The 25337-nt window shown below is 72.6% G+C and carries 24 protein-coding genes; 10 read left to right on the forward strand and 14 right to left on the reverse strand.

Annotation, left to right across the window (positions count from 1 at the left end):
• Positions 1-7: 7 nt before the first annotated feature.
• Positions 8-700: a molybdate ABC transporter permease subunit gene (modB, locus tag ACQKQD_RS25415; RefSeq protein ID WP_020094152.1), complete on the forward strand. Its 693-nt coding sequence runs from the start codon at positions 8-10 to the stop codon at positions 698-700.
• A 30-nt stretch (positions 701-730) separates the two neighbouring features.
• On the opposite strand, the gene ACQKQD_RS25420 is transcribed toward modB, so the two are convergent.
• Positions 731-1387, reverse strand: a complete 657-nt coding sequence (locus ACQKQD_RS25420) for a glutathione S-transferase (RefSeq protein ID WP_091927087.1) — start codon at positions 1385-1387, stop codon at positions 731-733.
• Between the two features lie 62 nt (positions 1388-1449).
• Here ACQKQD_RS25420 and modC point away from each other — a divergent pair, with 62 nt between their 5' ends.
• From modC to ACQKQD_RS25435, 3 genes are all read left to right on the forward strand, one after another.
• Positions 1450-2553 (forward strand): molybdenum ABC transporter ATP-binding protein, encoded by a 1104-nt coding sequence (modC, locus tag ACQKQD_RS25425; RefSeq protein WP_427509906.1) that lies wholly within the window; start codon positions 1450-1452, stop codon positions 2551-2553.
• Positions 2554-2731: 178 nt separating this feature from the next.
• Positions 2732-3172 carry a TadE family protein gene (locus tag ACQKQD_RS25430; protein WP_234082799.1) on the forward strand — a complete coding sequence of 147 codons (441 nt, stop codon included), beginning with the start codon at positions 2732-2734 and terminating at the stop codon, positions 3170-3172.
• Positions 3169-4806, forward strand: coding sequence for a TadG family pilus assembly protein (locus tag ACQKQD_RS25435; protein ID WP_427509907.1), 1638 nt, complete (start codon positions 3169-3171; stop codon positions 4804-4806). Before ACQKQD_RS25430 ends, ACQKQD_RS25435 begins: the two co-directional genes overlap by 4 nt.
• Before the next feature lie 49 nt (positions 4807-4855).
• Here ACQKQD_RS25435 and ACQKQD_RS25440 read toward each other — a convergent pair whose 3' ends face one another.
• From ACQKQD_RS25440 to ACQKQD_RS25465, 6 genes are all read right to left on the reverse strand, one after another.
• A complete protein-coding gene (locus ACQKQD_RS25440; RefSeq protein WP_100252403.1) occupies positions 4856-5446 on the reverse strand; it encodes a PAS domain-containing protein in 591 nt (196 codons plus the stop codon).
• Positions 5447-5916: 470 nt separating this feature from the next.
• Positions 5917-7077 (reverse strand): M20 aminoacylase family protein, encoded by a 1161-nt coding sequence (locus ACQKQD_RS25445; protein ID WP_056534002.1) that lies wholly within the window; start codon positions 7075-7077, stop codon positions 5917-5919.
• Positions 7074-8351: a GNAT family N-acetyltransferase gene (locus ACQKQD_RS25450; protein ID WP_427509908.1), complete on the reverse strand. Its 1278-nt coding sequence runs from the start codon at positions 8349-8351 to the stop codon at positions 7074-7076. Before ACQKQD_RS25450 ends, ACQKQD_RS25445 begins: the two co-directional genes overlap by 4 nt.
• A 177-nt stretch (positions 8352-8528) precedes the next feature.
• Positions 8529-8963, reverse strand: a complete 435-nt coding sequence (locus tag ACQKQD_RS25455; RefSeq protein WP_100252406.1) for a lysozyme inhibitor LprI family protein — start codon at positions 8961-8963, stop codon at positions 8529-8531.
• A gap of 42 nt (positions 8964-9005) precedes the next feature.
• On the reverse strand, positions 9006-9755 hold the full coding sequence (locus tag ACQKQD_RS25460; RefSeq protein WP_427509909.1) for a glycerophosphodiester phosphodiesterase family protein: 750 nt from the start codon (positions 9753-9755) through the stop codon (positions 9006-9008).
• A gap of 2 nt (positions 9756-9757) precedes the next feature.
• On the reverse strand, positions 9758-10231 hold the full coding sequence (locus tag ACQKQD_RS25465) for a RidA family protein (RefSeq protein WP_020094162.1): 474 nt from the start codon (positions 10229-10231) through the stop codon (positions 9758-9760).
• A 327-nt stretch (positions 10232-10558) separates the two neighbouring features.
• Here ACQKQD_RS25465 and ACQKQD_RS25470 point away from each other — a divergent pair, with 327 nt between their 5' ends.
• The 4 genes from ACQKQD_RS25470 (at position 10559) to ACQKQD_RS25485 (ending at position 15651) form a co-directional block, all read left to right on the forward strand.
• A complete protein-coding gene (locus tag ACQKQD_RS25470; protein WP_026605084.1) occupies positions 10559-11749 on the forward strand; it encodes an aspartate aminotransferase family protein in 1191 nt (396 codons plus the stop codon).
• A gap of 168 nt (positions 11750-11917) precedes the next feature.
• Positions 11918-12898, forward strand: coding sequence for an ornithine carbamoyltransferase (argF, locus tag ACQKQD_RS25475; protein WP_056533996.1), 981 nt, complete (start codon positions 11918-11920; stop codon positions 12896-12898).
• A 278-nt stretch (positions 12899-13176) separates the two neighbouring features.
• Complete coding sequence (locus tag ACQKQD_RS25480; RefSeq protein ID WP_427509910.1) at positions 13177-14214, forward strand: Hsp33 family molecular chaperone; 1038 nt, start codon at positions 13177-13179, stop codon at positions 14212-14214.
• A gap of 168 nt (positions 14215-14382) precedes the next feature.
• Positions 14383-15651, forward strand: a complete 1269-nt coding sequence (locus ACQKQD_RS25485) for a hypothetical protein (protein WP_427509911.1) — start codon at positions 14383-14385, stop codon at positions 15649-15651.
• 92 nt (positions 15652-15743) lie between these two features.
• On the opposite strand, the gene speG is transcribed toward ACQKQD_RS25485, so the two are convergent.
• The 3 genes from speG to apaG are packed head-to-tail and all read right to left on the reverse strand — an operon-like array spanning position 15744 to position 17906.
• Entirely contained in the window at positions 15744-16313 is a 570-nt protein-coding gene (gene speG, locus ACQKQD_RS25490) for a spermidine N1-acetyltransferase (RefSeq protein WP_056533992.1), read from the reverse strand.
• Complete coding sequence (gene argE / locus ACQKQD_RS25495) at positions 16310-17479, reverse strand: acetylornithine deacetylase (protein WP_331298910.1); 1170 nt, start codon at positions 17477-17479, stop codon at positions 16310-16312. Before argE ends, speG begins: the two co-directional genes overlap by 4 nt.
• A 34-nt stretch (positions 17480-17513) precedes the next feature.
• Positions 17514-17906, reverse strand: coding sequence for a Co2+/Mg2+ efflux protein ApaG (gene apaG / locus ACQKQD_RS25500; RefSeq protein ID WP_012319280.1), 393 nt, complete (start codon positions 17904-17906; stop codon positions 17514-17516).
• 256 nt (positions 17907-18162) lie between these two features.
• Between apaG and ACQKQD_RS25505 the strand changes: the two genes are divergently transcribed.
• Together ACQKQD_RS25505 and ACQKQD_RS25510 are read left to right on the forward strand one after the other, a co-directional pair.
• On the forward strand, positions 18163-19287 hold the full coding sequence (locus tag ACQKQD_RS25505) for a 2'-deoxycytidine 5'-triphosphate deaminase (protein ID WP_020094170.1): 1125 nt from the start codon (positions 18163-18165) through the stop codon (positions 19285-19287).
• Between the two features lie 35 nt (positions 19288-19322).
• Positions 19323-19784, forward strand: coding sequence for an Lrp/AsnC family transcriptional regulator (locus ACQKQD_RS25510; protein ID WP_012319278.1), 462 nt, complete (start codon positions 19323-19325; stop codon positions 19782-19784).
• A gap of 22 nt (positions 19785-19806) precedes the next feature.
• Here the strand turns inward: ACQKQD_RS25510 and ACQKQD_RS25515 are convergent, their stop codons facing one another.
• The 4 genes from ACQKQD_RS25515 to ACQKQD_RS25530 form a co-directional block, all read right to left on the reverse strand.
• Entirely contained in the window at positions 19807-20328 is a 522-nt protein-coding gene (locus tag ACQKQD_RS25515; protein WP_427509912.1) for a cysteine dioxygenase, read from the reverse strand.
• Between the two features lie 188 nt (positions 20329-20516).
• Positions 20517-21242: a 6-phosphogluconolactonase gene (pgl, locus tag ACQKQD_RS25520; protein ID WP_427509913.1), complete on the reverse strand. Its 726-nt coding sequence runs from the start codon at positions 21240-21242 to the stop codon at positions 20517-20519.
• Between the two features lie 55 nt (positions 21243-21297).
• On the reverse strand, positions 21298-22275 hold the full coding sequence (gnd, locus tag ACQKQD_RS25525; protein WP_020094173.1) for a phosphogluconate dehydrogenase (NAD(+)-dependent, decarboxylating): 978 nt from the start codon (positions 22273-22275) through the stop codon (positions 21298-21300).
• Between the two features lie 171 nt (positions 22276-22446).
• Positions 22447-25296: a bifunctional transaldolase/phosoglucose isomerase gene (locus ACQKQD_RS25530; RefSeq protein WP_427509914.1), complete on the reverse strand. Its 2850-nt coding sequence runs from the start codon at positions 25294-25296 to the stop codon at positions 22447-22449.
• Between the last annotated feature and the right edge of the window lie 41 nt (positions 25297-25337).

Here is a 25337-nt window from a genome sequence, read left to right on the forward strand (position 1 = left end):
CGCCCCCTTGCTCGGGCTCACGCCGGACGAGTGGACCGCCGTCGGCCTGAGCCTGCGGGTGGCGACGGTGGCGACGCTCGCGAGCCTCGTGCCCGGCCTCGCCGTGGCGTGGCTGCTGGCGCGGCGCCGGTTCCCCGGCCGCGCCCTGCTGGACGGGCTGGTCCATCTGCCGCTGATCCTGCCCCCGGTCGTGACCGGCTACCTGCTGCTGCTGGCCTTCGGCCGGCGCGGCCCGCTCGGCGCGCCCCTCGCCGAGATCGGCGTGGTCTTCTCCTTCCGCTGGACCGGGGCAGCGCTGGCCTGCGCGGTGATGGGCTTCCCGCTCATGGTGCGGGCGATGCGGCTGTCGATCGAGGCCGTGGACCGGCGCCTGGAGCAGGCGGCCGGGACGCTGGGCGCGAACCCCTTCGCGGTGTTCCTGACGATCACGCTGCCCCTCAGCCTGCCCGGGTGCCTCGCGGGCGCCGTGCTGGCCTTCGCCAAGGCGATGGGGGAGTTCGGCGCGACCATCACGTTCGTCTCGAACATCCCGGGCGAGACCCAGACCCTGCCGTCGGCGATCTACACGCTGACGCAGGTTCCCGGCGGGGAGGGGCCGGCCCTGCGCCTCACCCTGATCTCGATCGCGCTGTCGGTCGCGGCCCTGCTGGTGTCGGAATTCCTGGCGCGGCGGGCCGGTCGGCGCCTGGGGGCGGGCTGAATGGCGATCGATCCGGGGCGGGACGCCCGCTCAGGCATACGCGTAGGGCCCGCCCTGCTGCAGGGCCCTCTGGTAGGCCGGACGGGCGTGGATGCGCGCGAGCCAGTCCGCGACGCGCGGGCCCGCGCCCGTGCCGCGCGCCGCGAAGGCCTCCAGCGGGAAGCTCATCAGGATGTCGGCCGCGGTGAAATCGGCGCCGCAGAAATACGGGCGGCCGGCGAGTTCCGTCTCCCAGAAGGCCGCGTGCCGGCGCAGGTCCGGATCGACGAAGCCCCGCAGCACCGTGTCGGCGATCCGCCGGACGAGGGGCCGCAGCGGCCAGGGACTGCCCGGCGCCAGCCGCCCGAAGACCAGCTTCAGCAGCAGCGGCGGCATCGCCGAGCCCTCGGCGTAGTGCGACCAGTAGACGTAGCGCCGCCGCTCCTCCGTCCCGGGCCCGGGCACCAGCCGCGCGCCGGCCAGATCCGTCAGGTAGGCGACGATCGCGCCGGTCTCGGCGACCACCGTCCCGCCGTCGGTGATCACCGGCGCCTTGCCCAGCGGGTGGACGGCCAGGAGTTCGGCGGGCGCGCGCAGGGTCCGCGGGTCGCGGGCGTGGCGGATCACGCGGTAGGGCAGCTCCAGTTCCTCCAGCAGCCAGAGCACGCGCTGCGAGCGGCTGTTCTCGAGGTGGTGGACCGTGATCATCGCGGGCAAGTCCGGGCCGGCGCCGGGACGCGCCGGGGCTCCTGTTACGCGAGTCTGTCCGCGTGAGCATCCAGGTCGACGTTCAGCTCCGGCGCGGCGCCTTCGCGCTCGCGGCCGCCTTCGAGGCCGGGCCGGGGCTGACCGCCCTGTTCGGGCGCTCGGGCTCGGGGAAGACCACGCTGATCGACCTGATCGCCGGCCTCGCGCGGCCGGACCGGGGCCGGATCGTCGTCGGCGGCACCCCGTGGGTCGACACCGCGTCCGGCCTGGTGCTGCCGTCGCACCGGCGCCAGGTCGGCGTGGTGTTCCAGGACGCGCGGCTGTTCCCGCATCTCAGCGTCCGGACCAATCTCGGCTACGGCCGGGTCTTCGCGCGGCGCCGCGCCGACCCGGCGGCCTTCGCGGCCGTGACCGACATGCTCGGCATCGACCATCTCCTCGACCGGCGGCCCGCGGGTCTCTCGGGCGGCGAGCGCCAGCGGGTGGCGATCGGCCGAGCGCTGCTGGCGAGGCCGCGCCTCCTGCTGATGGACGAGCCCCTCGCGGCCCTGGACGAGGCCCGCAAGGCCGAGATCCTTCCCTACATCGAGCGCCTGCGCGACGAGGCCGGCGTGCCGATCCTCTACGTCAGCCACGCCGTCTCCGAGGTGGCCCGGCTCGCCAACACGGTGATCGTGCTGGAGGCCGGGCGGGTGGCCGCCGCCGGCCCCGCGGAGACGATCCTGCGCCGCGCCGATCTCGTGCCGATCCACGAGGCCGAGGCCGGCGCGCTCCTCGACATGGTCGTCGAGGCCCTCGACGCCGCCACCGGGCTCACGCGCCTGGCGGGCGCCGCCGGGAGCCTGCTGGTGCCGGGCCTGTCGCGCCCGGCCGGGACGCGGCTGCGGGTGCGCATCCCCGCCCGCGACGTGCTCGTCTCCACCGAACCTCCCCGCGGCCTCAGCGCCCGCAACGTGCTGGCCGGCCGGATCTGCGGCCTGACGGCCGCGGGCGCCGAGACGGCGGTGGAGATCGACTGCAACGGCGCCCGTCTCGTGGCGCGCGTGACCGGCGCGGCCGTCCGCGAACTCGGCCTCGCCCCGGGGCGCGAGGTCCACGCCATCGTCAAGAGCGCGTCCTTCGATCCGGCGGGGATCGGCCTGCTGCGGCCTCCGCGGGCGATCTGAGACCGCGACGCGGCTCGCTGCGACGAGCCGGTCGAGCCCGGGAGGCGCACCCGGGACGCGAACCACTCGCTTTGGTTGTAAAATTGAGCATTAAAACAACCATTAGTTAGAACATCGCCGCCACGATGGATCGTGCAGTGGTCGTGCTGCGCGAGTCGCGGAGGACGATGCGATGGGCATGCGGCGCTTGCGCCGGCGGAGCGCGCCGAACGGGTGGACCTGCCGGCGCGGCAGTTCCGCGGTGGAGTTCGCCCTCGTGGCGCCCGTGCTGTTCCTGCTCTTCGCCGGGATCGCGGTGTTCGGGATCTGCCTCGGCGCCGCCCACAACCTCCGCCAGATCGCCGCCGAGGCGGCCCGCGCCTCTGTGGCCGGCGTCACGGATGCCGAGCGCGCGAACCTCGCCCAGTCCATGGTGAACCGGAGCCTGAGCGCCGGCGCGATGTTCCGGCCGGGCAGCATCGTCGTGCAGGTCGGGCCGGATCCCAGCGACGCGACGGTGTACACGGTCACCGTCACCCTCGACGCCAACACGCTCGGCATCAACGCCTTCGCGCGCCTGCTGCCGATGCTCCCGACCGTGCTGCGCAGCACCGTCAGCGTCCGGAAGGGCGGCCTGTGATCGGCCGGGGCGGGCGCCTGCGCCGCTTCGGGGCCGCGCGCGGCGGCAACGTCGCGATCCTGGTGGCGCTCGGCAGCGCGATGCTGATGGGGGCGGGCGCGGTCGGGATCGATCTCGGCCTGGTCTTCCAGGCGCGGCGCAAGGCGCAGGGGGCGGTGGACATCGCCGCCATGCTGGCGGCCGTCGATCCGAGCCAGGCCGACACGGTCGCCCGCCGCTCCCTCGGCGACAACGGCTACGGCGCGGCGACCGCCACGGTCGCGCCCGGCAGCTACGACGCGAGCACCAAGGGCGTCGCCCCGGGCGGCCGGTTCAGCGCCGGCGGCAGCCCGGCGAACGCGGTGCGGGTCGGCCTCGCGACCTCGGTCCCGGTGACCTTCGGCCGGGCGATCGGCCTGCCCGCCGCGGTGCCGCTGCGGGTGACCGGCACCGCCGCGAGCGCGCAATTCGCCGCCTTCACGATCGGGTCCGGCACGCTGAAGCTCGACGGCGGGATTGCCAACGCCCTGCTCGGCGCGCTGCTCGGGGCCAAGCTGTCGCTCAGCGTCAGCGACTACGATGCCCTGGCCAGCGCCCGCGTCGACGGGCTGCGCGTCCTCGAAGCCCTCGGGGCGAGCCTCAACATGCAGGCCGCGAACTACACCGACATCGTTCAGGCGAATGCCAGCGTCGGTCAGATGCTGATGGCGCTCCGGGTCGCCGCGGCGGACAACGGCAGCGCGGTGTCGGCCCTGTCGGGGATCCTCAACGCCCTGCCGAATGCCGGAAACCTCGTCGCGATCGGCCAGGTGGACGGGCTCGGCGACGCCGCCGCGCTGGCGCCGCCGCGGGGCTTCGCCGGCCCCTCGCTCAACGTGCTGAACCTGCTGGGCGCGGCCGCCTCCCTGGCGAACGGCCAGAATCAGGTGGCGATCGATCTCGGAGCCACGGTGCCCGGCCTGCTCTCGACCCGCCTGACCCTGGCGATCGGAGAGCGCAAGCGCAGCTCGGGCTGGGTCCGGCCGGGCAGCCGGAACGCCACCGTGCAGACGGCGCAGACCCGGCTGCTGATCGAGACCACCGTCACGGCGCTCGGGCTCGGAACCATCACCCTGCCGGTCTACGCGGAGGTGGCACCGGCGCAGGCGACCCTGCGGTCGCTCAGCTGCGCCGGGTCCGGCGGACGCAAGGTCACCCTCGACGCGCAGACGGGACTGGCGACGCTGGCGATCGCGCAGGTGCCGCGCACCGCGATCAACGGGGGCAGCGCGAGCCCCGACCTGTCGCAGCCCGCGCCCCTGGTCACGGTGCTCGGGATCACCGTCTCCGGGCGCGCCCTGGCGACGCTCGGCACCGGGTCGCAGACCCTCGTGTTCTCGGACGCGGACATCGCCAACCACACGGTGCGCACGGTCGCCTCGGGCAACCTGACCCAGTCGCTCACCGGCAGCCTGCTGCGCAATCTCGTGCTGAGCGTCGGCGACGTCGGCGTGCCGCCGCTGATCCAGTCGACCCTGACGACCGCCCTGGGCACCGTGACGCCGGGTGTCGACCTCGTGCTCGACACCGTCCTGCGCAGCCTCGGCCTGCGTCTGGGCTACGCCGACCTCGAGGTCGACGGCACCCTCTGCAACCAGGCCGTGCTGGTGCAGTGAGCCGGGCCGGACGGCCCGGCAGAGCCCCGACAGGACGCGGCAGCCCCGCTCAGTGGCCGCCGCGGCGCGCACCGGTCGTGGAGGCCTTGGCGATGCGCCGTCCGAGGTGCAGCAGCAGCATGTCGATCAGGAGTTGAAGCTCGGAATCCGCCACCCCCTCCAGGGCGTCGCGGCATTCGAGAGCGCGGTCGACCGCCTGGGTGAGCGCGTCCGCGGGCTCGGGCATCGCGCGCGTCGCCGACGGCTCGTCGGTCACGTCGATGATGACACCGTGCCCGAGGCGCCGGCTCGAGGCGCCCGGCGGGATCCGGCCACGATCGAGGATCCGGCGGACCTGCCCCGAGGGCGACAGCGTCCGGTACTCGGCCACGAACAGGCCGCCGCGCTCGCGCAGAGCCTTGAACTGCCGCACCACGGCCGGCCGATCCTCGGGATGGACGCAGGCCTTGGCGACCGAGAGCGGGAGGGGGCGCCCGGCGAGCCCGGCATCCCCGGCCAGCACCTCGGCGGCGCCGGCATCGAGGACGCACCGCTCGGCGCGCGGCGACCACGACCACGCGCCGATGATCCCGGAGGCGTCGAGGGCGGACGAGAGGTCGACCGGCCGAGGGCGGGGGCCCTGGATTGCGTCGGCCATCATGGGCGAACTCCGGTTCCAGCGCGCACCGTGCCCGCCTTCGTCCGAGACATACAACCGCTGATGGAATTAATGAGCAGTTAACTCAACTCGATAGCCCGTGAAGCATCAACGGCATTCCCCTGCGCGGACGGCGGAATCCCGATCGTCGGGCCGCCGGGCCGCGCCGATCGGGGCCGGGATCGACCCGCTCAGGTTGCAATCGCGGTCGCGCCTCAGCCGAGCTGCGTGAGCAGCGTGAAGGCGCCGAAAATCAGGACCGCCCCCACCGAGGCGGCGAGCAGGATGAGCGCCGCGCGCGATTCCCGCATCTCCGGTGACATGGCGCCCTCCCTTCGCGGCCCGCGTTGGCTCGCGGGCGAGTTCCGTCAGGATTCGCACCGGCCGGCCGCGCTGTCGACGGCCGAACGGGCTCGCGCGGCGACATCGCCCGTCATCCGGAAAGTCCCGGAGGGCGGGGACGGCGCCCGGCGTCAGGCCGCGGTGCGGCGCTCGACCATCCGCGCCAGGAAGGCGCTACCGATCGGGATGATCGAGTCGTCGAAGTTGTAGCCGGCATTGTGCAGGCCGGGCCCTGGATTGGCGCCGAGCCAGACATAGGCGCCGGGGACCGCCATGGTCATGTCGGCGAAGTCCTCGCTGCCCATCTTGGGCACGACGTTCGACTCGACCTTGTCGGCGCCCAGGAGCTCGGTGGCGACCTCCGTGGCGGCGGCCGCCTGCGCGGGGGCGTTCTCCAGGACGGAGAACACGTCCTGCAGGTCGACCGTGACCTCGGCGCCGTAGGCCGCGCCGAAGCCGGCCGCCAGCTCGCGCATGCGGGTTCCGGCGAGCGCCCGGATCTCCTTGTCGAAGGTGCGGATCGTGCCGGCGAGATGGGCCGTCTCGGGGATCACGTTGTAGGCGGAGCCCGCCTCGATCCGGGTGATCGACAGGACGATGGACTTCAGCGGGTCGGCGTTGCGCGACACGATCGACTGGAGCGCCTGGGCGAGGCCGGTGGCGATGATGATCGGGTCGACGCCCCGGTGCGGCTGGGCGGCGTGGATGCCCTTGCCGCGGATGTGGATGTCGAAGAAGTCCGCCGCCGCCATGATCGGCCCCGGCCGGAGCTTGATCATGCCGTGGCCGCCGCCGGGCTGGTTGTGCAGGCCGTAGATCTCGTCGCAGGGAAAGCGCTCGAACAGGCCGTCCTTCAGCATGGCCCGGGCGCCGCCGCGGCCCTCCTCGGCCGGCTGGAACACGAACACCGCGGTGCCGTCGAAATCGCGGGTCTCGGCGAGGTAGCGCGCCGCGCCGACCAGCATGGTCGTGTGCCCGTCATGGCCGCAGGCGTGCATCTTGCCCGCGTAGGTCGAGCGATAGGGGAGGTTGGTCTCCTCCTCGATGGGCAGGGCGTCCATGTCGGCGCGCAGGCCGATGCGCTTGCCGTTGTCGGTGCGGCCCTTGAGCAGGCCCACCACCCCGGTGCCGCCGACGCCGCGATGGACCTCGCAGCCGAACGTCTCGAGGAGGTCGGCCACGATGCCGGCGGTGCGCACCTCCTCGAAGCCGAGCTCCGGATGGGCGTGCAGGTCGCGGCGCAGGGCCGTCAGCTCGTCGGCGTAGGTCTTGATGCGGTCGATCGGGCTCATGGCTCGGAACTCTCGGGGGGGGAGGTGTTGGGGGACGAGGCGTCGGGGGGCGTCGCGCAGGCGTCGCCCGCGTCCGCGCGCCGGAACGGCGTCAGCGTGTCGAGAACGTCGACCGCCTCGGCGACGTGGGCGCGCTCCCGCTGCAAGTAATCGGCCACCGCGCGGCGCAGCGCCGGGTCGGCGATGTCGTGGGCCGAGTGCATCAGGATCGGCCGGTAGCCGCGGGCGAGCTTGTGCTCGCCCTGGGCACCCGCCTCGACCCGCTTCAGGCCCCGGGCGATCGCGAAGTCGATCGCCTGATAGTAGCAGATCTCGAAATGCAGGAAGGGGTGGTCCTCGATGCAGCCCCAGTTGCGCCCGTAGAGCGCGGTATCGCCGATGAGGTTGATCGCCCCCGCGATGTAGGCGTCCCCGCGCTTCGCCATCACGAGGAGCACCCGGTCGGCCATGCGCTCGGACAGGAGCGAGAAGAACCGGCGGTTGAGGTAGGGCCGCCCCCACTTCCGCGAGCCCGTGTCCATGTAGAAGGCGTAGAACGCGTCCCAGTGGGCCTCGGTGATGGCCGCGCCGGTCAGGTGCTCCACGGTGATGCCCGGCGCCAGGGCGTCGCGGCGCTCCTTGCGGATGGTCTTGCGCTTGCGGGAGGCGAGGGCGGACAGGAAGTCGTCGAAGGTCGCGTAGCCGTCGTTCTGCCAGTGGAACTGCTGGTCGGTGCGCTGCAGGAAGCCGGCCGCGCCGGCCCGCTCCCACTCCGGCTCGCGCATGAAGGTGACGTGGATCGAGGAGGCCTTGGTCTCGCCCCGCAGGGCCCGCAGGCCCGCGACGAGGCCGGCCGTGGCCTCATCGGGATCGGCCCCCGGGGCGATCAGGAAGCGCGGCCCGGTCACCGGCGTGAACGGCACGCTGACCTGGAGCTTGGGGTAGTAGGCGCCGCCGGCCCGCTCGTAGGCGTCGGCCCAGCCGTGGTCGAAGACGTACTCGCCCTGGCTGTGCGATTTCAGGTAGCAGGGCGCGACGCCGAGGCGGACGCCGTCGCGCTCGACCGAGACGTGGAGCGGCAGCCAGCCGGTCCTGCGCGAGACGCAGCCCGAATCCTCCAGCGCCGACAGGAAAGCGTGCGACAGGAAGGGGTTGTGGGTCTCGTCGCCCGCCGCCAGGGTCTCGGGCGAGAAGGCGCAGGCATCCCATTCCGCCGCGCCGATCTCCTTCAATCCGGGAAGCGCCCGCACGGTCAGTGCGGCGGTCTCCGGCGTCGGCCCGGGTGCTTGCTTCATGGGCCGGACTCTAGCCCCTGACCGGCCGGGGGCAAGCGGGCGGATGCGCGCGGCGACCATGGCAGCGTTGTCAGACGGCCGCCGACGTCACCCGCCCCGCGCTTTCGCGCGGCCTCCAGGACGGCGCGCGGCGACGCGCGCGCGCTCCGAACCGGACGGCGCCGTCGTGGCCCGCGCTCACTCGCCGAGGCGGCCGACGCACGACACGTCGTCCGCCTTGCAGTCGAGGTATCCCTTCAGGACCTTGATCCGCGCGTCGGTCAGCCCCTTCAGGCAGCCGTTGTACTCCATCGCGTAGGCCGAGCCCCCGTCGAGGCCCATGGTCTCGAGGAAGCAGGTCGCGTCCCGGTACGACAGCCAGGCCTTCTGGGCGCCCCGCAGGGCGTCCTTCGTCTTCGGGCCGATCTTCTTCATCAGCTGCCCGTAGACGGCGTTCAGCGCCGTGTCGGCGGCCCGGTAATCGGCAGCCGCGCAGGCGTTGAGATCCGCCTGGGTCGTGCCCGCGCACGGGTCGGCCGCCGGAGCGGGCGCCGGGCAGAGCAGGGTCGCGGCGAGGGCGAGGCCCCCGCAGAGCCGCGCGAAGCGGGCGCGCGCGTCACTCGAAGCGGTCATGGCGATCTTGGTCGGACAGAATCGGACAGGGCGTAGGAAAATTTACGGGACGAAGCCCTCGAACACCATCTGGTCCGCGTGCGCGGCCGCGCGGGCGCGCTGCTCCGCATTCCGGACCGTCCAGGTCATGACGGGGACCTGACCGAGCAGCCGGCAGAGGTAGGTCGGCGCGCAGGGCAGGTCGTCCACCCGCCAGGACAGGAAGTCGGGCCGCGTCTCGGCGAGGTGCAGCAGGTCGGAGAGGGACCGGCGGAGCGAGGGGGTCAGCGCCGCGTAGACCGGGTCGTCCTGCGTCGTCTCCGCCACGATGCCCCGCGGGATCGCGGCGGGGCAGAGGTCGCGCAGGGCCGCGACCACCTGCGGGTCGAAGGATTTCAGCGCCACCGGCCCGTCATAGGCGGCGGCCACTTCGGCGGTGCGGGTCGCGAGCCGCAGGTCGCCGTCGTAGCGGGACTTCACCTCGATCACCACCGGCACCGCCCCGGCCACCGCCGCCAGGAAGGCCGGCAGCGTCGGGATCGTCTCCGCGGACCCGGCGACGGCGAGCGTCCCGAGTTCGGCGGCCGACCGGTCGGCCAGAGCCGCACTCGCCCCGGTCAGGCGCCCGAGCGCGGCGTCGTGGAAGACCATCGCCTCGCCGTCGGCGCTGAGCTGGACGTCGCACTCGATGGCGAAGCCGCCCGCGACGGCCGCCCGGGCCGCCGCCAGCGTGTTCTCCGGCCGGCCCGCCGCGCGGTCGTGCAGGCCGCGATGGGCGATCGGCCGCGCGGTGAGCCAGTCGGGGGCGGCCACCGTCAGCGGACCTCGAACATCGCCTCGACCTCGACGGCGGCGTCGAGGGGCAGCTCGGCCACGCCGACGGTGGAGCGCGCGTGGCGCCCGCGGTCGGCGAGGAGCTCGACCATCAGGTCGGAGGCGCCGTTCATCACCCCGGCCACGGCCGAGAAGCCCGGCGCCGCGTTGATGAAGCCGCCGAGCCGCACGCACTGGACCACCGCGCGGTCGAGGTCGCCCACCGCGGCCTCGAGCTGGGCGAGCACGTTGAGGGCGCAGAGGCGCGCGGCCGCCTTGCCGGCCTCGGCCGAGACGTTGCCGCCGACCTTGCCCTTGTGCTCGGCCGCGATGGCGCCGTCCGCGCCGAAGCAGACCTGGCCGGAGATCACCACGAGGTTGCCGGCGCGCACGAACGGCACGTAGTTGGCGACCGGCGCCGCCGCCTTCGGCAGCGTCAGGCCCAGCGCCGCCAGGCGTTCCTTGATCGAGCTCATCGGGTTCTCCCTGGTTCCTGCGAATCCGCGGGAGCAGGAGCACGGCCGCCCCCCGCGGCGCAAGGGCCGCCGCCGCGAAGGCCGGGATCGCGGCCCCGCGATTCTCCGGTGATCCGGGACGGGACCGCCGCAGATTCGCCGTCAGGATCGGCTCTATCGGTGCCGCGCGCAGGGCTGCCCATCGGGCCCGCCGGGCACTGAAACGTTGACAGGCGCCGGCTCTTTCATAGTAATCGCGCGCGTGCCGCCCAGGACTGAGGCGGCACTTTCATTTGGAGCCGGCTCAACGCTCGCTCCGGGATCCTGCGTGAAACGGAGATGGGACCCGTGACGTCAGCCCTTCTGCCGACCTACGTCCGCGCGCCGCTCGCTTTCGAGCGCGGCGAGGGCGCCTGGCTCGTGACGGAGGGTGGGGAGCGATATCTCGACTTCGGCGCCGGCATCGCGGTGAACGGCCTCGGCCACGCGCATCCGCACCTCGTCGGCGCGCTGACCGAGCAGGCGGGCAAGATCTGGCACACCTCGAACCTGTTCCAGATCCCGGGCGGCGAGCGCCTCGGGCAGCGCCTCGTCGACGCGACCTTCGCGGACGTGGTGTTCTTCTGCAACTCGGGCGCGGAGGCGAACGAGGCGGCGATCAAGATCGCCCGCAAGTACCACGCGGCCGGCGGGCAGCCGGAGCGCTACCGGATCGTCACCTTCGCGGGCGCCTTCCACGGGCGGACGCTGGCGACGCTCGCGGCCGGCGGCCAGCAGAAGTACATCGAGGGCTTCGGTCCGAAGGTCGAGGGCTTCGACCAGGTCCCGGCCGGCGACTGGGCGGCGCTGGAGGCGGTGATCGGGCCGGAGACGGCGGCGCTGATGATCGAGCCGATCCAGGGCGAGGGCGGCGTGCGGGAGATCCCCCACGCGGACCTGCGCCGGCTGCGCGAGATCTGCGACGCCAACGGCCTCCTGCTGATCATGGACGAGGTCCAGACCGGCGTCGGCCGCACCGGGCGGCTGTTCGCGCACGAATGGTCCGGCATCACCCCGGACATCATGAGCGTCGCCAAGGGCATCGGCGGCGGCTTCCCCCTGGGCGCCTGCCTCGCGACCCGCGAGGCCGCCCGCGGCATGACTGCCGGCACGCACGGCACCACCTTCGGCGGCAACCCGCTCGCCATGGCGGTGGGCAACGCCGTGCTGGACGTCGTGCTGGAGGAGGGCTTCCTCGCGCGCGTCGCCCGCTCCGGCCTGCTGCTCAAGCAGAAGCTCGCGGCCCTGCGCGACCGCCACCCGCACGTCATCCAGGAGATCCGCGGCGAGGGGCTGATGCTCGGCCTCAAGCTCGGCGTGCCGAACACCGACTTCGCCGCCGCCGCGCGGGACGCGCACCTGCTGGTGATCCCGGCGGGCGACAACATCGTCCGCCTGCTGCCGCCGCTGACCATCGGCGAGGCCGAGATCGACGAGGCGGTCCGCCGCCTGGACGCGGCGGCGTCCGGCTTCGAGGCCGTGCGCGGCGCGGCCGAGTAGGATCGATCCGCGCGATTGAGAACACCGCCCCCCGGACCCCGGAGGGCGGTCCGAAGCATTTCCGGGCGCGGTCGATCCCGCCGCGCGTGACGGAGATGCCCCTGCCAGGAGGTAGAGTGCGGTTCATGATCAGGTGATCGGTGAGCAGACTCTAGTGATTGTGACGCGATGAAAGCCCAGATTGACGGCCGGGCACAGGCCCCGGCCAGGCACCTGAACGGTGCCGGCCCTCGTCATTTCCTCGACCTCAAGGATTTCTCCGGTGCGGAGCTGCGCCGGGTCCTCGATGCCAGCGCCGCCATCAAGGCGCGCCGCCGCAAGGGCGAGCTGGCGGCCGAGCGCCCGCTCACCGGCAAGACCCTCGCTATGGTGTTCGACCGGCCCTCGACCCGCACCCGTGTCTCCTTCGACGTGGCGATGCGCGAGCTCGGCGGCGAGACCCTGATGCTCACCGGCTCCGAGATGCAGCTCGGCCGCGGCGAGACCATCGGCGACACCGCGCAGGTGCTCTCGCGCTTCGTCGACGCGATCATGATCCGCATCCTCGACCACGGTCAGATGCTGGAGCTGGCCGAGTACGCCACCGTCCCGGTGATCAACGCCCTGACCAAGGTCTCCCACCCGTGCCAGATCATGGCCGACGTGCTGACCTTCGAGGAGCATCGCGGGCCGATCCGCGGCCGCAAGGTCGCGTGGTCGGGCGACGCGAACAACGTGCTGGCGAGCTGGGTCCACGCCGCCGCCCGGTTCGACTTCACGCTCAACGTCGCGAGCCCGCCGGAGCTCGCGCCGCCGCCGGCGCTCCTCGCCTGGGCGCAGCAGGAGGGCGCCGACGTCCACGTCACCACCGACGCCTTCGCGGCCGTCGACGGCGTCGATGCCGTGGTCACCGATTGCTGGGTGTCCATGGGCGACGACGACGAGGCGCACCGCCACAACCTGCTCAGCCCCTATCAGGTCAACGACAAGCTGATGGCGGCGGCGAATCCGGGCGCGATCTTCATGCACTGCCTTCCGGCCCACCGCGGCGAGGAGGTGACGGCCGAGGTGATGGACGGCCCGCGCTCCGTGGTGTTCGACGAGGCCGAGAACCGCCTGCACGCGCAGAAGGGCATCCTGGCCTGGTGCCTCGGCGCCAGCGGGCTCTGATCCCGCACTCATACTGTCCGGCCTCGCGCTCGCGGGGTCGGCGCACCATATAGGCGTGAGCGGGCGGCCCGTGCTGCCCGTCTCCCCATCACGGCCGCCGGAAGGCGGCATCCCGGCGACGAACGGAGCGCGCTGCGCCGCCGCTCCCGCTCCGGGCTGGACGGGGTGAGGGATCCGATCGCTCCGCCAAGGTCATCGCCTCACGCCGCCCGGCCCCCCGGGAGGACGGATCCCCGCTTTGCCGGCACGCGCCGCCGGACGCATCGATCGGAGAGGGCATGACCTCAGGAACGCAGTCGCACCCCCAGTCGCCATCCCAGCCCCAGAATGCCGGCAACGGCCATGCCGGCGCGGACGACGCCGTCCTGCCCTTCGCCGTCGAGGCGCTGGACGTCCGCGGCCGCGTCGTCCGGCTCGGCCCGGCCGTCGACACGATCCTGCGCCGCCACGGCTACCCGGACCCGGTGGCGCGCCTCCTCGGCGAGGCCGCGGCGCTGACGGTGCTGCTCGGCTCCTCGCTCAAGTTCGAGGGCCGGTTCCAGCTCCAGACCAAGACCGACGGTCCGGTCGCGATGATCGTGGTCGATTTCGAGGCCCCGGACCGGCTGCGCGCCACCGCGCGGTTCGAGCCGGAGCGGGTCGCGACCCTCGGGACCGGCCCGCTCAAGGATGCCGAGCTGATCGGCACCGGGCATCTCGCCATGACCATCGACCAGGGCACCGCCGCGAGCCGCTACCAGGGCGTCGTCGCCCTCGAGGGCCAGAGTTTGGAGGAGGCCGCGCACCAGTACTTCCGCCAGTCGGAGCAGATCCCCACGCAGGTGCGCCTCGCCGTGGCCGAGGCCGTGGAGGAGGGGGCCGGGCGCTGGCGGGCCGGAGGGCTGCTCGTGCAGTTCCTGCCCCAGTCGGTGGACCGGGCGCGCCTCGCCGACCTGCCTCCGGGCGATATCCCGGAGGGCCACGCGCACCTCTCGGGGGACGCGCCGGAGGACGATGCCTGGGTCGAGGCCCGCTCGTTGGTGGCGACCATCGAGGACCACGAACTGGTCGATCCGAACGTGTCCAGCGAGCGGCTGCTCTACCGGCTGTTCCACGAGAGCGGGGTGCGGGTGTTCGACCGCCAGCCCGTCCAGGAGACCTGCCGCTGCTCGCGGGAGCGGGTGATGGGCATGATCCGCTCGTTCACGCCGCAGGAGCGGCACGAGATGGTGGCGGATGACGGGCGCATCGTCATCACCTGCGAGTTCTGCTCCCGGCGCTACGACCTCGATCCCCAGGAGGTCGAGGCCGAGATCGCCGGACAGCCGAGCCAGTAGAGCGCAGGACAGCGGGCCTGCGGACCAGCATGCCCGCGTCTACGGCCAAGCTTTTCCGCGCGAAACGCACGAAGATCGGTATTCGTTGCGTAAATTTTGGGCCCTCCAGGCCGAACCGTTTCGCGACCTTTGACGTTGCGTCGCAGATTCAACATTGGAGGGTACGCCATGCGGAAATTATCGATCGGATTGGCCGCGCTGCTGATCAGCACCTCGGCCTACGCCCAGCAGGGTGGCGCCGATCGCGGCGCCGGGATGGGCGGTCGCGGCGGTCAGGGTGGCGCCGAGTCCGGCATGAAGGCCGGCGGCGGCGAGCGCGGCGGCATGCAGGGCGGCGCCCAGGGTGGCATGCAGGGTGACATGAAGGGCGGCCGCCAGGCGACGTCCGAGCGCTCCGGTGCCGAGGCAGGCCGGTCCGCGCAGGGCCGCGAGGCCGGCGGCGAGGGCCGCACGGGTCAGGATCGCATGGCTCAGGACAAGGACCGGGCCGGCGCCGAGCGGGGCGACCGTCGCGGTGATCGCGCCGACCGCGACGAGCGCGGGGATCGCGACGGCGCGCGTGCCGATCGCGGTGACCGCCGCGGTGACCGCCGCGCCGACCGGACCGATTTCCGCGGCCGGACCGACGTGAGCCGGACGGATGTCCGGTCCGAGCGGGTCGAGGGCGGCTTCCGCCGCGAGGGCCGCTACGTGTTCATCGGCGGCCGCCGGGTCGTGTACGGCTCGCCGGAGTATCGCCGCCTGATCGTCACCGAGAATCGCGGCCCGCGCGCGCGCTACGTCGTGATCCGCGGCCAGCGCGTGCTCTACGGTTCGCCCGAGTACCGCCGTCTGGTCAGCGTCCGCGAGAGCGGCCCGCGCGAGCGCTACGTCGTCATCCGCGGCCAGCGCGTGGTGTACGGCTCCCCCGAGTACCGCCGCCTCGTCTCCGTCCAAGAAGACCGCTTCGTGACGATCCGCGGCCAGCGGGTGCGCTACGGCTCCGCCGAGTACCGGCGCCTGAGCGGCGGCGGTGCGGTCAGCGCGAGCTTCCGCTCCGAGCAGCGCGCCGGCGCGCGCTTCGACAACCGCGGCGAGCGCGACGGCATCCGCAACGCGTCGCGGAACGAGGGCCGCAACGAAGGCCGGATGGACCGGAACGACCGCGGCCAGGATCGCGGGATGGACAAGGCCTCCCGTCAGCAGGAAGGCAAGAACGACGGCATGCGCAACAGCGACATGCGCGGCGGCCAGCAGGACGGCATCCGCAACGCGTCCGATCGCGGCGGCCAGCAGGGCGGCATGAAGTCCGGCGCCGAGGGCGGCCGGACGGGCGGCGCGGAGCGCGGCGGCATGAGCGGCAATGCGGGCGGCAACGCGGGCGGCAACGGCGCCATGGGCGGCGCCCAGGGTGCCGGCCGGACCGGCGGCCAGACGGGCGGTGCCGGCCGCAACTGAGCGGCGTGAGCGCGGGGGCGGGGCCGACTGGCTCCGCCCCCGCGTCGTTTAGAGCCTCGTCCGCCACCCGCCGGCGGCGGGCGAGATCCGGTTCAGACCTTCAGGACGGGCTCCGCGATGTCGCCGCCTCCGCCGCGGGCCCTCAGGTAGTCCGGCTGGAACAGGCACATCCGCACGGCGTCGCGGTAGCGCCCGTTCACGAAGAACTCGTCCTTCAGCACGCCCTCGGGGTGGAAGCCGCAGCGCTCGTAGATCCGCACGGCCCGGGCGTTGTCCCGGTCGACGTGCAGGTAGAGCTTGTGGATGTTGAGCACGCTGAACGCGTAATCCATGGCGATCCGGGTGGCCTGCCACGCGTAGCCGCGGCCCTGGAAGCTCGGGTGGATCGCGATCTGGAACTCGCAGCGCCGGTGCAGGTGGTTGATCTCGACGAGCTCGATCAGCCCGGCCGGCTCCCCGCTCGGATCGGCCACGATGAAGCGCCGCTCGGTCTGGTTGTGGATGTTGCGCTCGTAGAGCTGCTGCAGTTCGGCGAAGGACTCGTAGGCCTCCTCGAACCAGTAGCGCATGATGCTGTCGTTGTTGTTGAGCTGGTGGACAAAGCGCAGGTCCTCCCGCTCCAGCGGACGCAGCTTGATGGTGATACCGGTCACCGCATTCATGACGCACTGGCCTCGATCAGCTCGCGCAGGAAGTGCTCACCCTGGCCCAGGGCATCCAGGGTGATGAACTCGTCGGGCTGGTGCGCCTGGGCGATGTCGCCGGGGCCGCAGACCACCGTCGGGAGACCGGCCGCCTGGAAGCGCCCGGCCTCGGTGGCGTAGGGGACCGCGACGGTGTGGTTGCGTCCGGCGAGGCGCAGGCAGAGGCGCTCGGCCGCCGAGCCCGGCTCCGGGGCGAGGCCGGGGATGTCGACCTCCTCCAGCGTCTCGATCCGCCCGAACGCGCCGTAGCGGTTGAGGCGCTCGCGGGTGACCCGCTCGACCTCGGCCGCGAAGAGCCGCGGGATCTCGGCCGGGTCGAGATCCGGCAGGCCGCGATACTCCCAGAGGAAACGGCACTCCTTGGCGAGGATGTTGCGGGCGGTGCCACCCTGGATCGTCCCGACATGGACCGTGGTCGAGGCCGGGTCGAACCGCCCGGACGGGTCGCCGCGCTCGATCATCAGGTCGGCGATCCGGTTGAGGCCGGCGACGAGGTCGCAGGCGGCCGATACGGCGTTCGCGCCGAGGGCGGGGCGGGCGGAATGGGCCTCGTGGCCGTGGACCGTGGTGAGGCAGGTGACGATGCTCTTGTGGGCGTCCGCCACCTCCATCCCGGTGGGCTCGCCGACGATCACCGCGGCCGGCCGCGGCAGGCCGTCGCCGAACCGCGCGATCCCGTCCATCGAGCCGAGGCAGGTCGTCTCCTCGTCGTAGGAGAGCAGGATGTGGATCGGCCGCTTCAGGCCGGCGGCGAGCATGTCGGGCAGGAGCGCCAGGGCCAGCGCGTCGAAGCCCTTCATGTCGACCGCGCCCCGTCCGTAGGCACGGCCGTCGGCGACGCGCAGGGTGAACGGGTCGCCGGTCCAGGCCTGGCCCGCCACCGGCACCACGTCGGTGTGTCCGGACAGGACGGTGCCGCCGTCGATCATCGGGCCGACCGTGGCGAGGATGGCGGCTTTGTCGCCCGCCGCGTTCGGGAGGCGCAGGTACGGGACGTCCCAGCCGTCGAGATAGGCGCAGACGGCGTCGATCAGGGCGAGGTTGGACTTGTCGCTTTCCGTGTCGAAGGACACGAGGCGGGCGAGCATGTCGAGCGGGCTCAGCCGCTCGCCGGTCGCGGACATGGATTCCTCCGGGGCGAGGCCCCGAGCCGGGACCTCAGTGCAGGCTGCGGCGGACGTGCGGGCTGTCGAGGGAGAAGGCGGGGATCTCGGCCTCGAAGCTCTCGCCGGCCACCGTCGCCATGGTGTAGCTGCCGGCCATCAACCCGTCGGGCGTGTTGAGCGGACAGCCGCTGGTGTAGCAGAAGGACTCGCCCGGCTCCAGCACCGGCTGCTTGCCGACCACCCCCGTGCCGCGCACCTCCTGGCAGGCCCCGTGCCCGTCGATGATCCGCCAGTGGCGCGAGCGCAGCTGGACCTGCTCGCTGCCGTTGTTCACGATCTCGACCGTGTAGGCGAAGAAGTACCGGCTCTCGGTCGGCGAGGACTCCTCCTCGACGAAACGAGACTGGACCGTCACACTTATTCCCCGCGTCTCGGCCTTGTACATCGCCCTATTTGGCCCTTCTTCGGACGGTACGACTCGCTGAAGCCGAATGGAACGCGCTTCCCGGCCGGTGGTAGTGGGCGGCGGAATCGCCGTCAATTGCGGCGGACTACCTCGCGCGGCGCGGCGGGCTGCCGGTCGCGGCGCCGGCCTCGCGAGGCCTCCGGACGCGGTTAAGCCCGCGTTAGCGGGTCCCGGCGGACAACGCTGCTCGGCGTGACGCGGACCGGCCGGGGCGCGCGAGGGAGTCAGGGGCGCGATGAACGCGGGCGCAGCCACGGGAGCCGCCGAGACGAGCGCGGACGGCCGATCCGGCATCCTGCCGGCCCAGGCGATCGCCGCCCTCGCGCGGGCGGGCGGCATCCGGAATGCGAGCCCCTTCGCGGCCGATCAGATCCAGCCCGCGAGCCTCGACCTGCGCCTGGGCGCCAGGGCCTACCGGGTGCGGACGAGCTTCCTGCCCGGCTCGGGACGGACGGTCCAGGCCTGCGTCGACCGGCTGTCGCTGCACGCCGTCGACCTGCGCCCGGGCGCCGTCCTGGAGACGGGCTGCGTCTACATCGCGGAGCTTCAGGAGAGCCTCGCCCTGCCGGCCGATCTCGCGGCGGCCGCGAACCCGAAGAGCTCGACCGGGCGCATCGACGTCTTCACCCGCGTCATCACCGACCGGGGCGAGGCCTTCGACCAGGTCGAGCCCGGCTACGACGGGCCGCTCTACGCGGAGATCTCGCCGCGCACCTTCCCGGTCCTCGTGCGCAGCGGCTCGCGGCTGTCGCAGATCCGCTTCCGCCGCGGGGCGCCGCGGCTGACCGAGGCCGAGCTCGGCCTGCTGCACGCCCGCTCGGCCCTGGTCGACGCCGGCAGCCCGTCCTTCCAGGGCGGCGTGGCGGTCTCGGTCGACCTCGCCGGCTTCGACGGCCTCGTCGGCTACCGGGCGAAGCGCCACACCGGCCTCGTCGACGTCGACGCCCCCGGTCGCCACCGGGCGGCGGATTTCTGGGAACCCCTCGCCGCCGACGGATCGGGCAGCCTGATCCTCGATCCCGGCCAGTTCTACATCCTGGCCTCCAAGGAGGCGGTGCAGGTCCCGCCGGACCACGCCGCCGAGATGGTGCCGTTCGATCCCCTCGTGGGCGAGTTCCGCGTCCACTACGCGGGCTTCTTCGACCCGGGCTTCGGCTATGCCGGGGCCGGCGGGGCGGGCGCGCGGGCCGTGCTGGAGGTCCGCTCCCGCGACGTGCCCTTCCTTCTGGAGGACGGGCAGATCGTCGGCCGCCTCGTCTACGAGCGGATGCTCGACCTGCCGGAGACGCTCTACGGGGCGGGGGCCGGCTCGAACTACCAGGCCCAGGGGCTCAAGCTCTCGAAGCACTTCGCCCTGTAGTCCGGCCCGGACGCGCCGACGGGAGCATCGATCGTATGGACGCCGTGGACCGGAAGATCCTCGATCTCCTCCAGCAGGACGCGACGCTCCCGGTGGCCGAACTCGCCGAGCAGGTCGGCATCAGCGCGGCGCCGTGCTGGCGGCGGGTGAAGAAGCTGGAGGCGTCCGGGGTGATCCGCCGCCGGGTCGCCCTGGTCGACCGCCGCAAGGTCAACGTCCCCACCACGGTGTTCGTGGCCGTGAAGGCGCCGCGCCACGCCGCCGACTGGTCGGACGCGTTCCGGCGGGTGGTCGCCGGCTTCCCGGAGATCGTCGAGGCGTGGCGCCTGACCGGCGAGATCGACTACCTGCTGCGGATCGTGGTGCCCGATATCGAGGCCTACGACGCGGTCTACCAGCGCCTCATCGCCAAGCTCGACTTCTCGAACCTGTCCTCGTCCATCGCCATGGAGGAGATGAAGTATACGACTGCCGTCCCGACGATCTACGTGGCGTGACGCGGCCGCGCCGCGGCGGGGCTCAGCCCGCCGCCACCGCGTAGGTCCGGTGGATCGACGAATCCTGCGCCCGGTGGTCGTAGCCGTAGACGTGGATCGAGACGGCCGCCTCCGGCCCGTCATTGGCGATCCTGTGCAGGTTCGGCCCCGTGGGCATCATGCAGGCGACGAAGCCGGGCTCGCGGACGGCGTCCATGGTCGCCACCGCGTGGGTCTCGCTGATCGGACGGTACCACGTCTCCCGGAGGCTGCCGCGCAGCAGGCCGAAGCAGCACGAGCAGTGGTGGTCGTGGACCGGCGTGACCGTGCCGGGCTCCCAGACCATCGCCCAGACGCTGATCGCCTCGGTGCCGAACAGGAGGTTCCGGCTCAGGCCGGGCCCCCGGCCGACCAGCCGCGACGGGTCGAGCAGATCCGGCTGGGCCAGCAGGCGCACCAGGGTCGCCCGGGCCGAGGCCAGATAGGCCTCCGGCGAGCGGCTCGCGGAGCGCGCGAGGTTCGCCAGCATCGCCTCGACGTCGGTCGGGGTGGTGGTCTGCGGCATCGGCAGGTCTCCTTCGGTGCCCTTTCACGAGGCTGCACGAAGGATACCCAGAGGCTGGCGATGACGGGTTGCGTTCTCGAACGTCATCACGTGCGACGTGGCAATGCCATTGCTCGGAGACGCCCAAGTAGGAAATGGTGTTGCGCGCGCCCGATCATTCCCGCGCGGCTGACGCCGGCGCGGCGGGTTCAGCCGGCCGCGGCCTCGTCGAGCAGCCACGCCACGGCGCCCGCGCTGGTCACGCGGCCGGCCGGCAGGGTCTCGCCGGCGGCCAGCCGGGCCAGCGGGGCCCGCTTGCCGGCCCCGGTGACGAGGAACAGCACGTGCCGGGAGGACGCGAGCGCCGGCAGCGTCAGGCTGATCCGCGGGACGAACGGCTCCAGGCCGGCCTCGGGCACGGCGACGACGAGCCGCCGGGTCTCGTCGACGGCAGGCTTGCCGGGAAACAGCGAGGCGGTGTGCCCGTCCTCGCCGAGGCCGAGGAGCACGAGGTCGAACAGCGGGCGGGCCGGATCGAGGCGCTCGGCCCCGTAGAAGTCGAGGAGCGTCCGCTCGTAGGCGCGGGCGCCCGCCTCCGGGCCCGCGTCCGACGGGATGAAGTGGAGATGCGTCGGCGGGATCCGGGACCCGTGCCCGAAGGCCTCCCGGACCATCCGGACATTGCTGCGCGGATCGTCCCACGGCACGGCGCGGTCATCGCCGAAGAACCAGTGGATCCGCTCCCACGGCACCCGGGCCGCGTAGTCCGGCCCGGCGAGCAGGCCGTACAGCACCTTGGGCGTCGAGCCGCCCGAGAGGCAGAGCGCGATCCGGTCGGACCGGCCCTCGCCGCAGGCCACGATGATCCGCTCGGCCGCCTCGCGGGCGACCGCCTCCGGATCCTTCAGGACGTGGGTTCCGACGGGAAGGCTCATGGGTTCGGGCCCTGCGGCTTCGGGGGTCGGACAGGTCGGCCGGCGGGCGTCCCGCTCAGCCCTTCGGCTCCTGGTGGCCGCCGAAGCCCTTGCGCATCGCCGAGAGCAGCTTGTCGGCGTAGCTCGCGTGCTCGCGGGAGCGGAAGCGGCGGTAGAGCGCGGCGGAGAGCACTGTCGCCGGGACGCCCTCCTCGACGGCGGCGTTGATGGTCCAGCGGCCCTCGCCCGAATCCTCGACGTAGCCGGAGAAGTCGGTGAGCTGCTCGTCGCCCGCGAGTGCCTGGGCGGTCAGGTCGAGCAGCCAGGACGAGACGACGCTGCCGCGGCGCCAGACCTCGGCGATGTCGCCCATGTTGAGATCGAAGCGGCGCTCGGCCGGCAGGTCGGACGCGTTGGCGTGGCGGAGGATGTCGAAGCCCTCCGCGTAGGCCTGCATCAGGCCGTACTCGATGCCGTTATGGACCATCTTGACGAAGTGGCCGGCGCCGGTCGGGCCCGCGTGAATGTAGCCCTGCTCGGCGCGGGGGTCGCGCCCCTCGCGGTTCGGCGTCTTCGGGATGTCGCCGATGCCGGGCGCCAGGGTCTTGAAGATCGGGTCGAGGCGGTCGACGGCTTCCTTGTCCCCGCCGATCATCATGCAGTAGCCGCGCTCCAGGCCCCAGACGCCGCCCGAAGTGCCGACATCCACGTAGTGCAGGCCCTTCTCCTTCAGGGCGGCCCCGCGGCGGACATCGTCGCCGTAGAAGGAGTTGCCGCCGTCGATGATGCAGTCGTCCGCCTGCATCAGCCCCGAGAGCGCCTGGACGGTCTGCTCGGTGATCGCCCCGGCCGGCAGCATCACCCAGGCCGCGCGCGGCACCTCGAGCTTCGAGACCAGGTCCTCCAGGCTCGACGCGCCGACCGCACCGGCCTCGACCAGGGCGGCGACGGCCGCCGGGTTCTGGTCGAACACCACGGCTGTGTGCCCGTCGCGCAGGAGACGCCGGACGATGTTGCCGCCCATCCGGCCGAGGCCGATCATGCCGAGTTGCATTGCTGCCCTTCCTTACCGATTGCCCCCGCGCGGCGAGGGTCAGGCCCCTACGGCTTCACCGACGTCACAGGCGATCCGCGAGCCTCGCCCGCTCGCGGGACGAGGTCTGCCACGGCCTGCCGCGGCGGGCCGACGGCGGGCCGGGAAGCCCCCCGCCGCCGGTCCAAGCGGCTAGACGACCGCCATCTTCAGGGCCGCCGCGACACGGACGAGGCCGGCCTTCGTGTCGCCGCCCTTGAGGTGGACGCGCAGCGCCCGCCGGCCGCGCTCGGCGAGGACGGCGAAGTCGCCCCGCGCCTGCGCCGCGGCGACGGTGCTGAACCCGAGCTTCCGGCCCGGGATCGGCAGGTCCTCGGCAGCGTCCGCAGTGATCTGCAGGAACACGCCGGTGTCCGGGCCGCCCTTGTAGGCCTGGCCGGTCGAGTGGAGGAACCGCGGCCCGAACTCCAGGCAGGTCGCGACCTTGCGGGCGTCGCGCACGGCGATCCGCGGCTCCTGCAGGATCGCGGCGGACTCGGCGTCGCGCGGGACGTAGGCCAGGAGCCCCAGGTAATCGCCGTCCTTCAGGCGGCCGATCTGCGCCTTCATCGCGGCCTCGAGCCCCTCGGCGGCCGGCTTGAGGGCGTCGGCGTTCCGCGGATCGGCGTAGAGCGCGACCCAGTCGTCCTCGTAGAGCGGCGTCTCGGCGGGGAGGGCGCCCTTCGCCTCGGCCTCGGCGAACAGCTTCTTCGTCTCGACCTTGCTGGCCTCGACGTCGGGCTGGTCGAACGGGTTGATCCCGATCACAGCGCCGGCCACCGCGGTCGCCATCTCCAGGCGGTAGAATTCCTGCGGCAGCTGGTCGATCGAGTCGAGGGTGATGCGGGCGATCGGGTGGCCGTCCCGCTCCAGGGCGCGCAGGGCCTCGTCCTGCGCGGCCTCGGCGTTGCCGTCGAGGCGCAGGTAGACGAAGAACCGGTCGTGGCCGTAGACGGCAGGAACGCCGACCGGCTCGCCGTCCACCGGCACGAGGCCCTTGCCCTGCTTGCCGGTCGATTCCGCGATCAGCTGCTCGGCCCAGGCGCCGAAGCTCGCGATCGCCGGCGAGGCGACGATCGTCACCTTGTCGCGGCCGGCGAGCGCCGCGGCGCCGATGGCCGTGCCGAGCAGGACGCCCGGGTTCACGGCCGGCGGCACGGCCGGGCCGCAGGAGCGGACCATGATGCGGGCGGTCTCGAGGAGCGCCTTCACGTCGAGGCCCATGGCGGCGGCCGGCACGAGGCCGAAGGCCGAGAGCACCGAGTAGCGCCCGCCGATCTGCTTCACGCCGTAGAAGATCTTTTTGAACCCATCCGCCTTGGCGGCGCGCTCCATGTCGGAGCCGGGATCGGTCACGGCCACGAAGTGGTCGCCGACCTTCTCGCCGAGCACGTCCTTGGCGCGGGCCAGGAAGTAGTCGCGGAAGACGTTCGGCTCCAGGGTCGAGCCGGACTTGGACGCGACGATGAACAGCGTCCGGGCCAGGTCGATGCTCGCCTCCAGGGCGCGCACCTGATCCGGGTGGGTCGAGTCGAGGATCTGGAGCTTCGGGAACCCCTCGCGCTGACCGTAGGTCAGGCTCAGGACCTCCGGGCCGAGGCTCGACCCGCCCATGCCCAGCACCACGGCGTCGGTGAAGCCCTCCGCCTTCACCCAGTCGGAGAAGGCGGCGTAGTCGGCGGCCTTCTCCAGTTCCTCCTCGACGATGTGCAGCCAGCCGAGCCAGTTCGCCTCGTCGTGGCCGGACCAGACCGAGGCGTCGCCCGCCCAGAGCCGGCGGATCGACCCGCTGGCGCGCCAGGATTCGACGGCCTTCTTGGCCTCGGCCGCCAGGGTGTCGTCCATGGCGAGGCTCTGCCCGTCCAGACGGTGCCCCAGCAGCGCGACGCGCTTGCCGGCGACGGCGCCCAGCAGGTTGTCGGCGGCATCGATGAAGAGCTGCACGCCCTCCTTCACCAGCTGCTCGGCCACCGCCTCGATGTCGATCCCGGCCCGGGCGAGGCGGTTCATCACCGCTTCGGCGCCCGGCACGTCCTCCTCGATCGTGGCCCGCACCACGCCGTGGTCGCGGAACGCGTCCATGGTGGCCGGCGGCATCGTGTTGACGGTGTTCGGCCCGATCAGCTCCTCGACGTAGAGGACGTCGGAATAGGCCTTGTTCTTCACGCCCGTGGAGGCCCAGAGCAGACGCTGCGCCTTGGCGCCCTTCTCGGCCAGGGCGGTCCACTTGGATTCGGAGAAGATCGTCTTGTAGCGCTGGTAGGCGAGCTTGGCGTTGGCGATCGCCACCTTGCCCTTCAGCTGCTCCAGGGCGAACTTCTCGTCCGGATCGTTGGCCTGCGCGATCTTCTCGTCGAGGAGCTTGTCGACCAGGACGTCGATGCGGCTGATGAAGAAGCTCGCCACGCTGGCGATCCGCGAGACGTCGTGGCCGGCCTTCGCGCGCGCGTCGAGACCGTCGATGAAGGCGCGCGCCACGGCCTCGTAGGCCTCCTGCGAGAACAGCAGGGTGACGTTGATCGAGATGCCCTCGCTCGTCAGCTGCTGGATCGCCGGGATCCCCTCCGGGGTGGCCGGCACCTTGACCATCAGGTTGTCGCGGGAGACCGCCTTGTGCAGGCGGCGCGCCTCGGCCAGCGTCGCCTCGGTGTCGAGGGCGAGGTAGGGCGAGACCTCCAGGCTGACGTAGCCGTCGGCGCCGTCGCTCGCCTCGTAGACCGGGCGGAGCACGTCGGCGGCCGCCTGGATGTCGGCGATGGCGAGCCCCTCGTAGAGGTCGATGACGCGGCTGTCGCCGGTCGCCTGCACGGCCTTCAGGCTGTCGTCGTACTCGTCCGAGTGGCCGATCGCCTTCTCGAAGATCGACGGGTTGGAGGTGACGCCCCGCAGGCCGTCGCGCTCCACGAGCTGCTTCAGCTCGCCCTTCTCGATGAATCCGCGGGCCACGAAGTCGAGCCAGACCGCTTGATCCTGTTCGTCGTGCAGGGCCTTGAGCGCGTTCATGTCGGTTCCTCGCCTCGCGTACCGCGTACTCTCGCCCGAAC

It is taken from the genome of Methylobacterium sp. NPDC080182 (assembly GCF_050281105.1).
GTDB lineage: Bacteria > Pseudomonadota > Alphaproteobacteria > Rhizobiales > Beijerinckiaceae > Methylobacterium.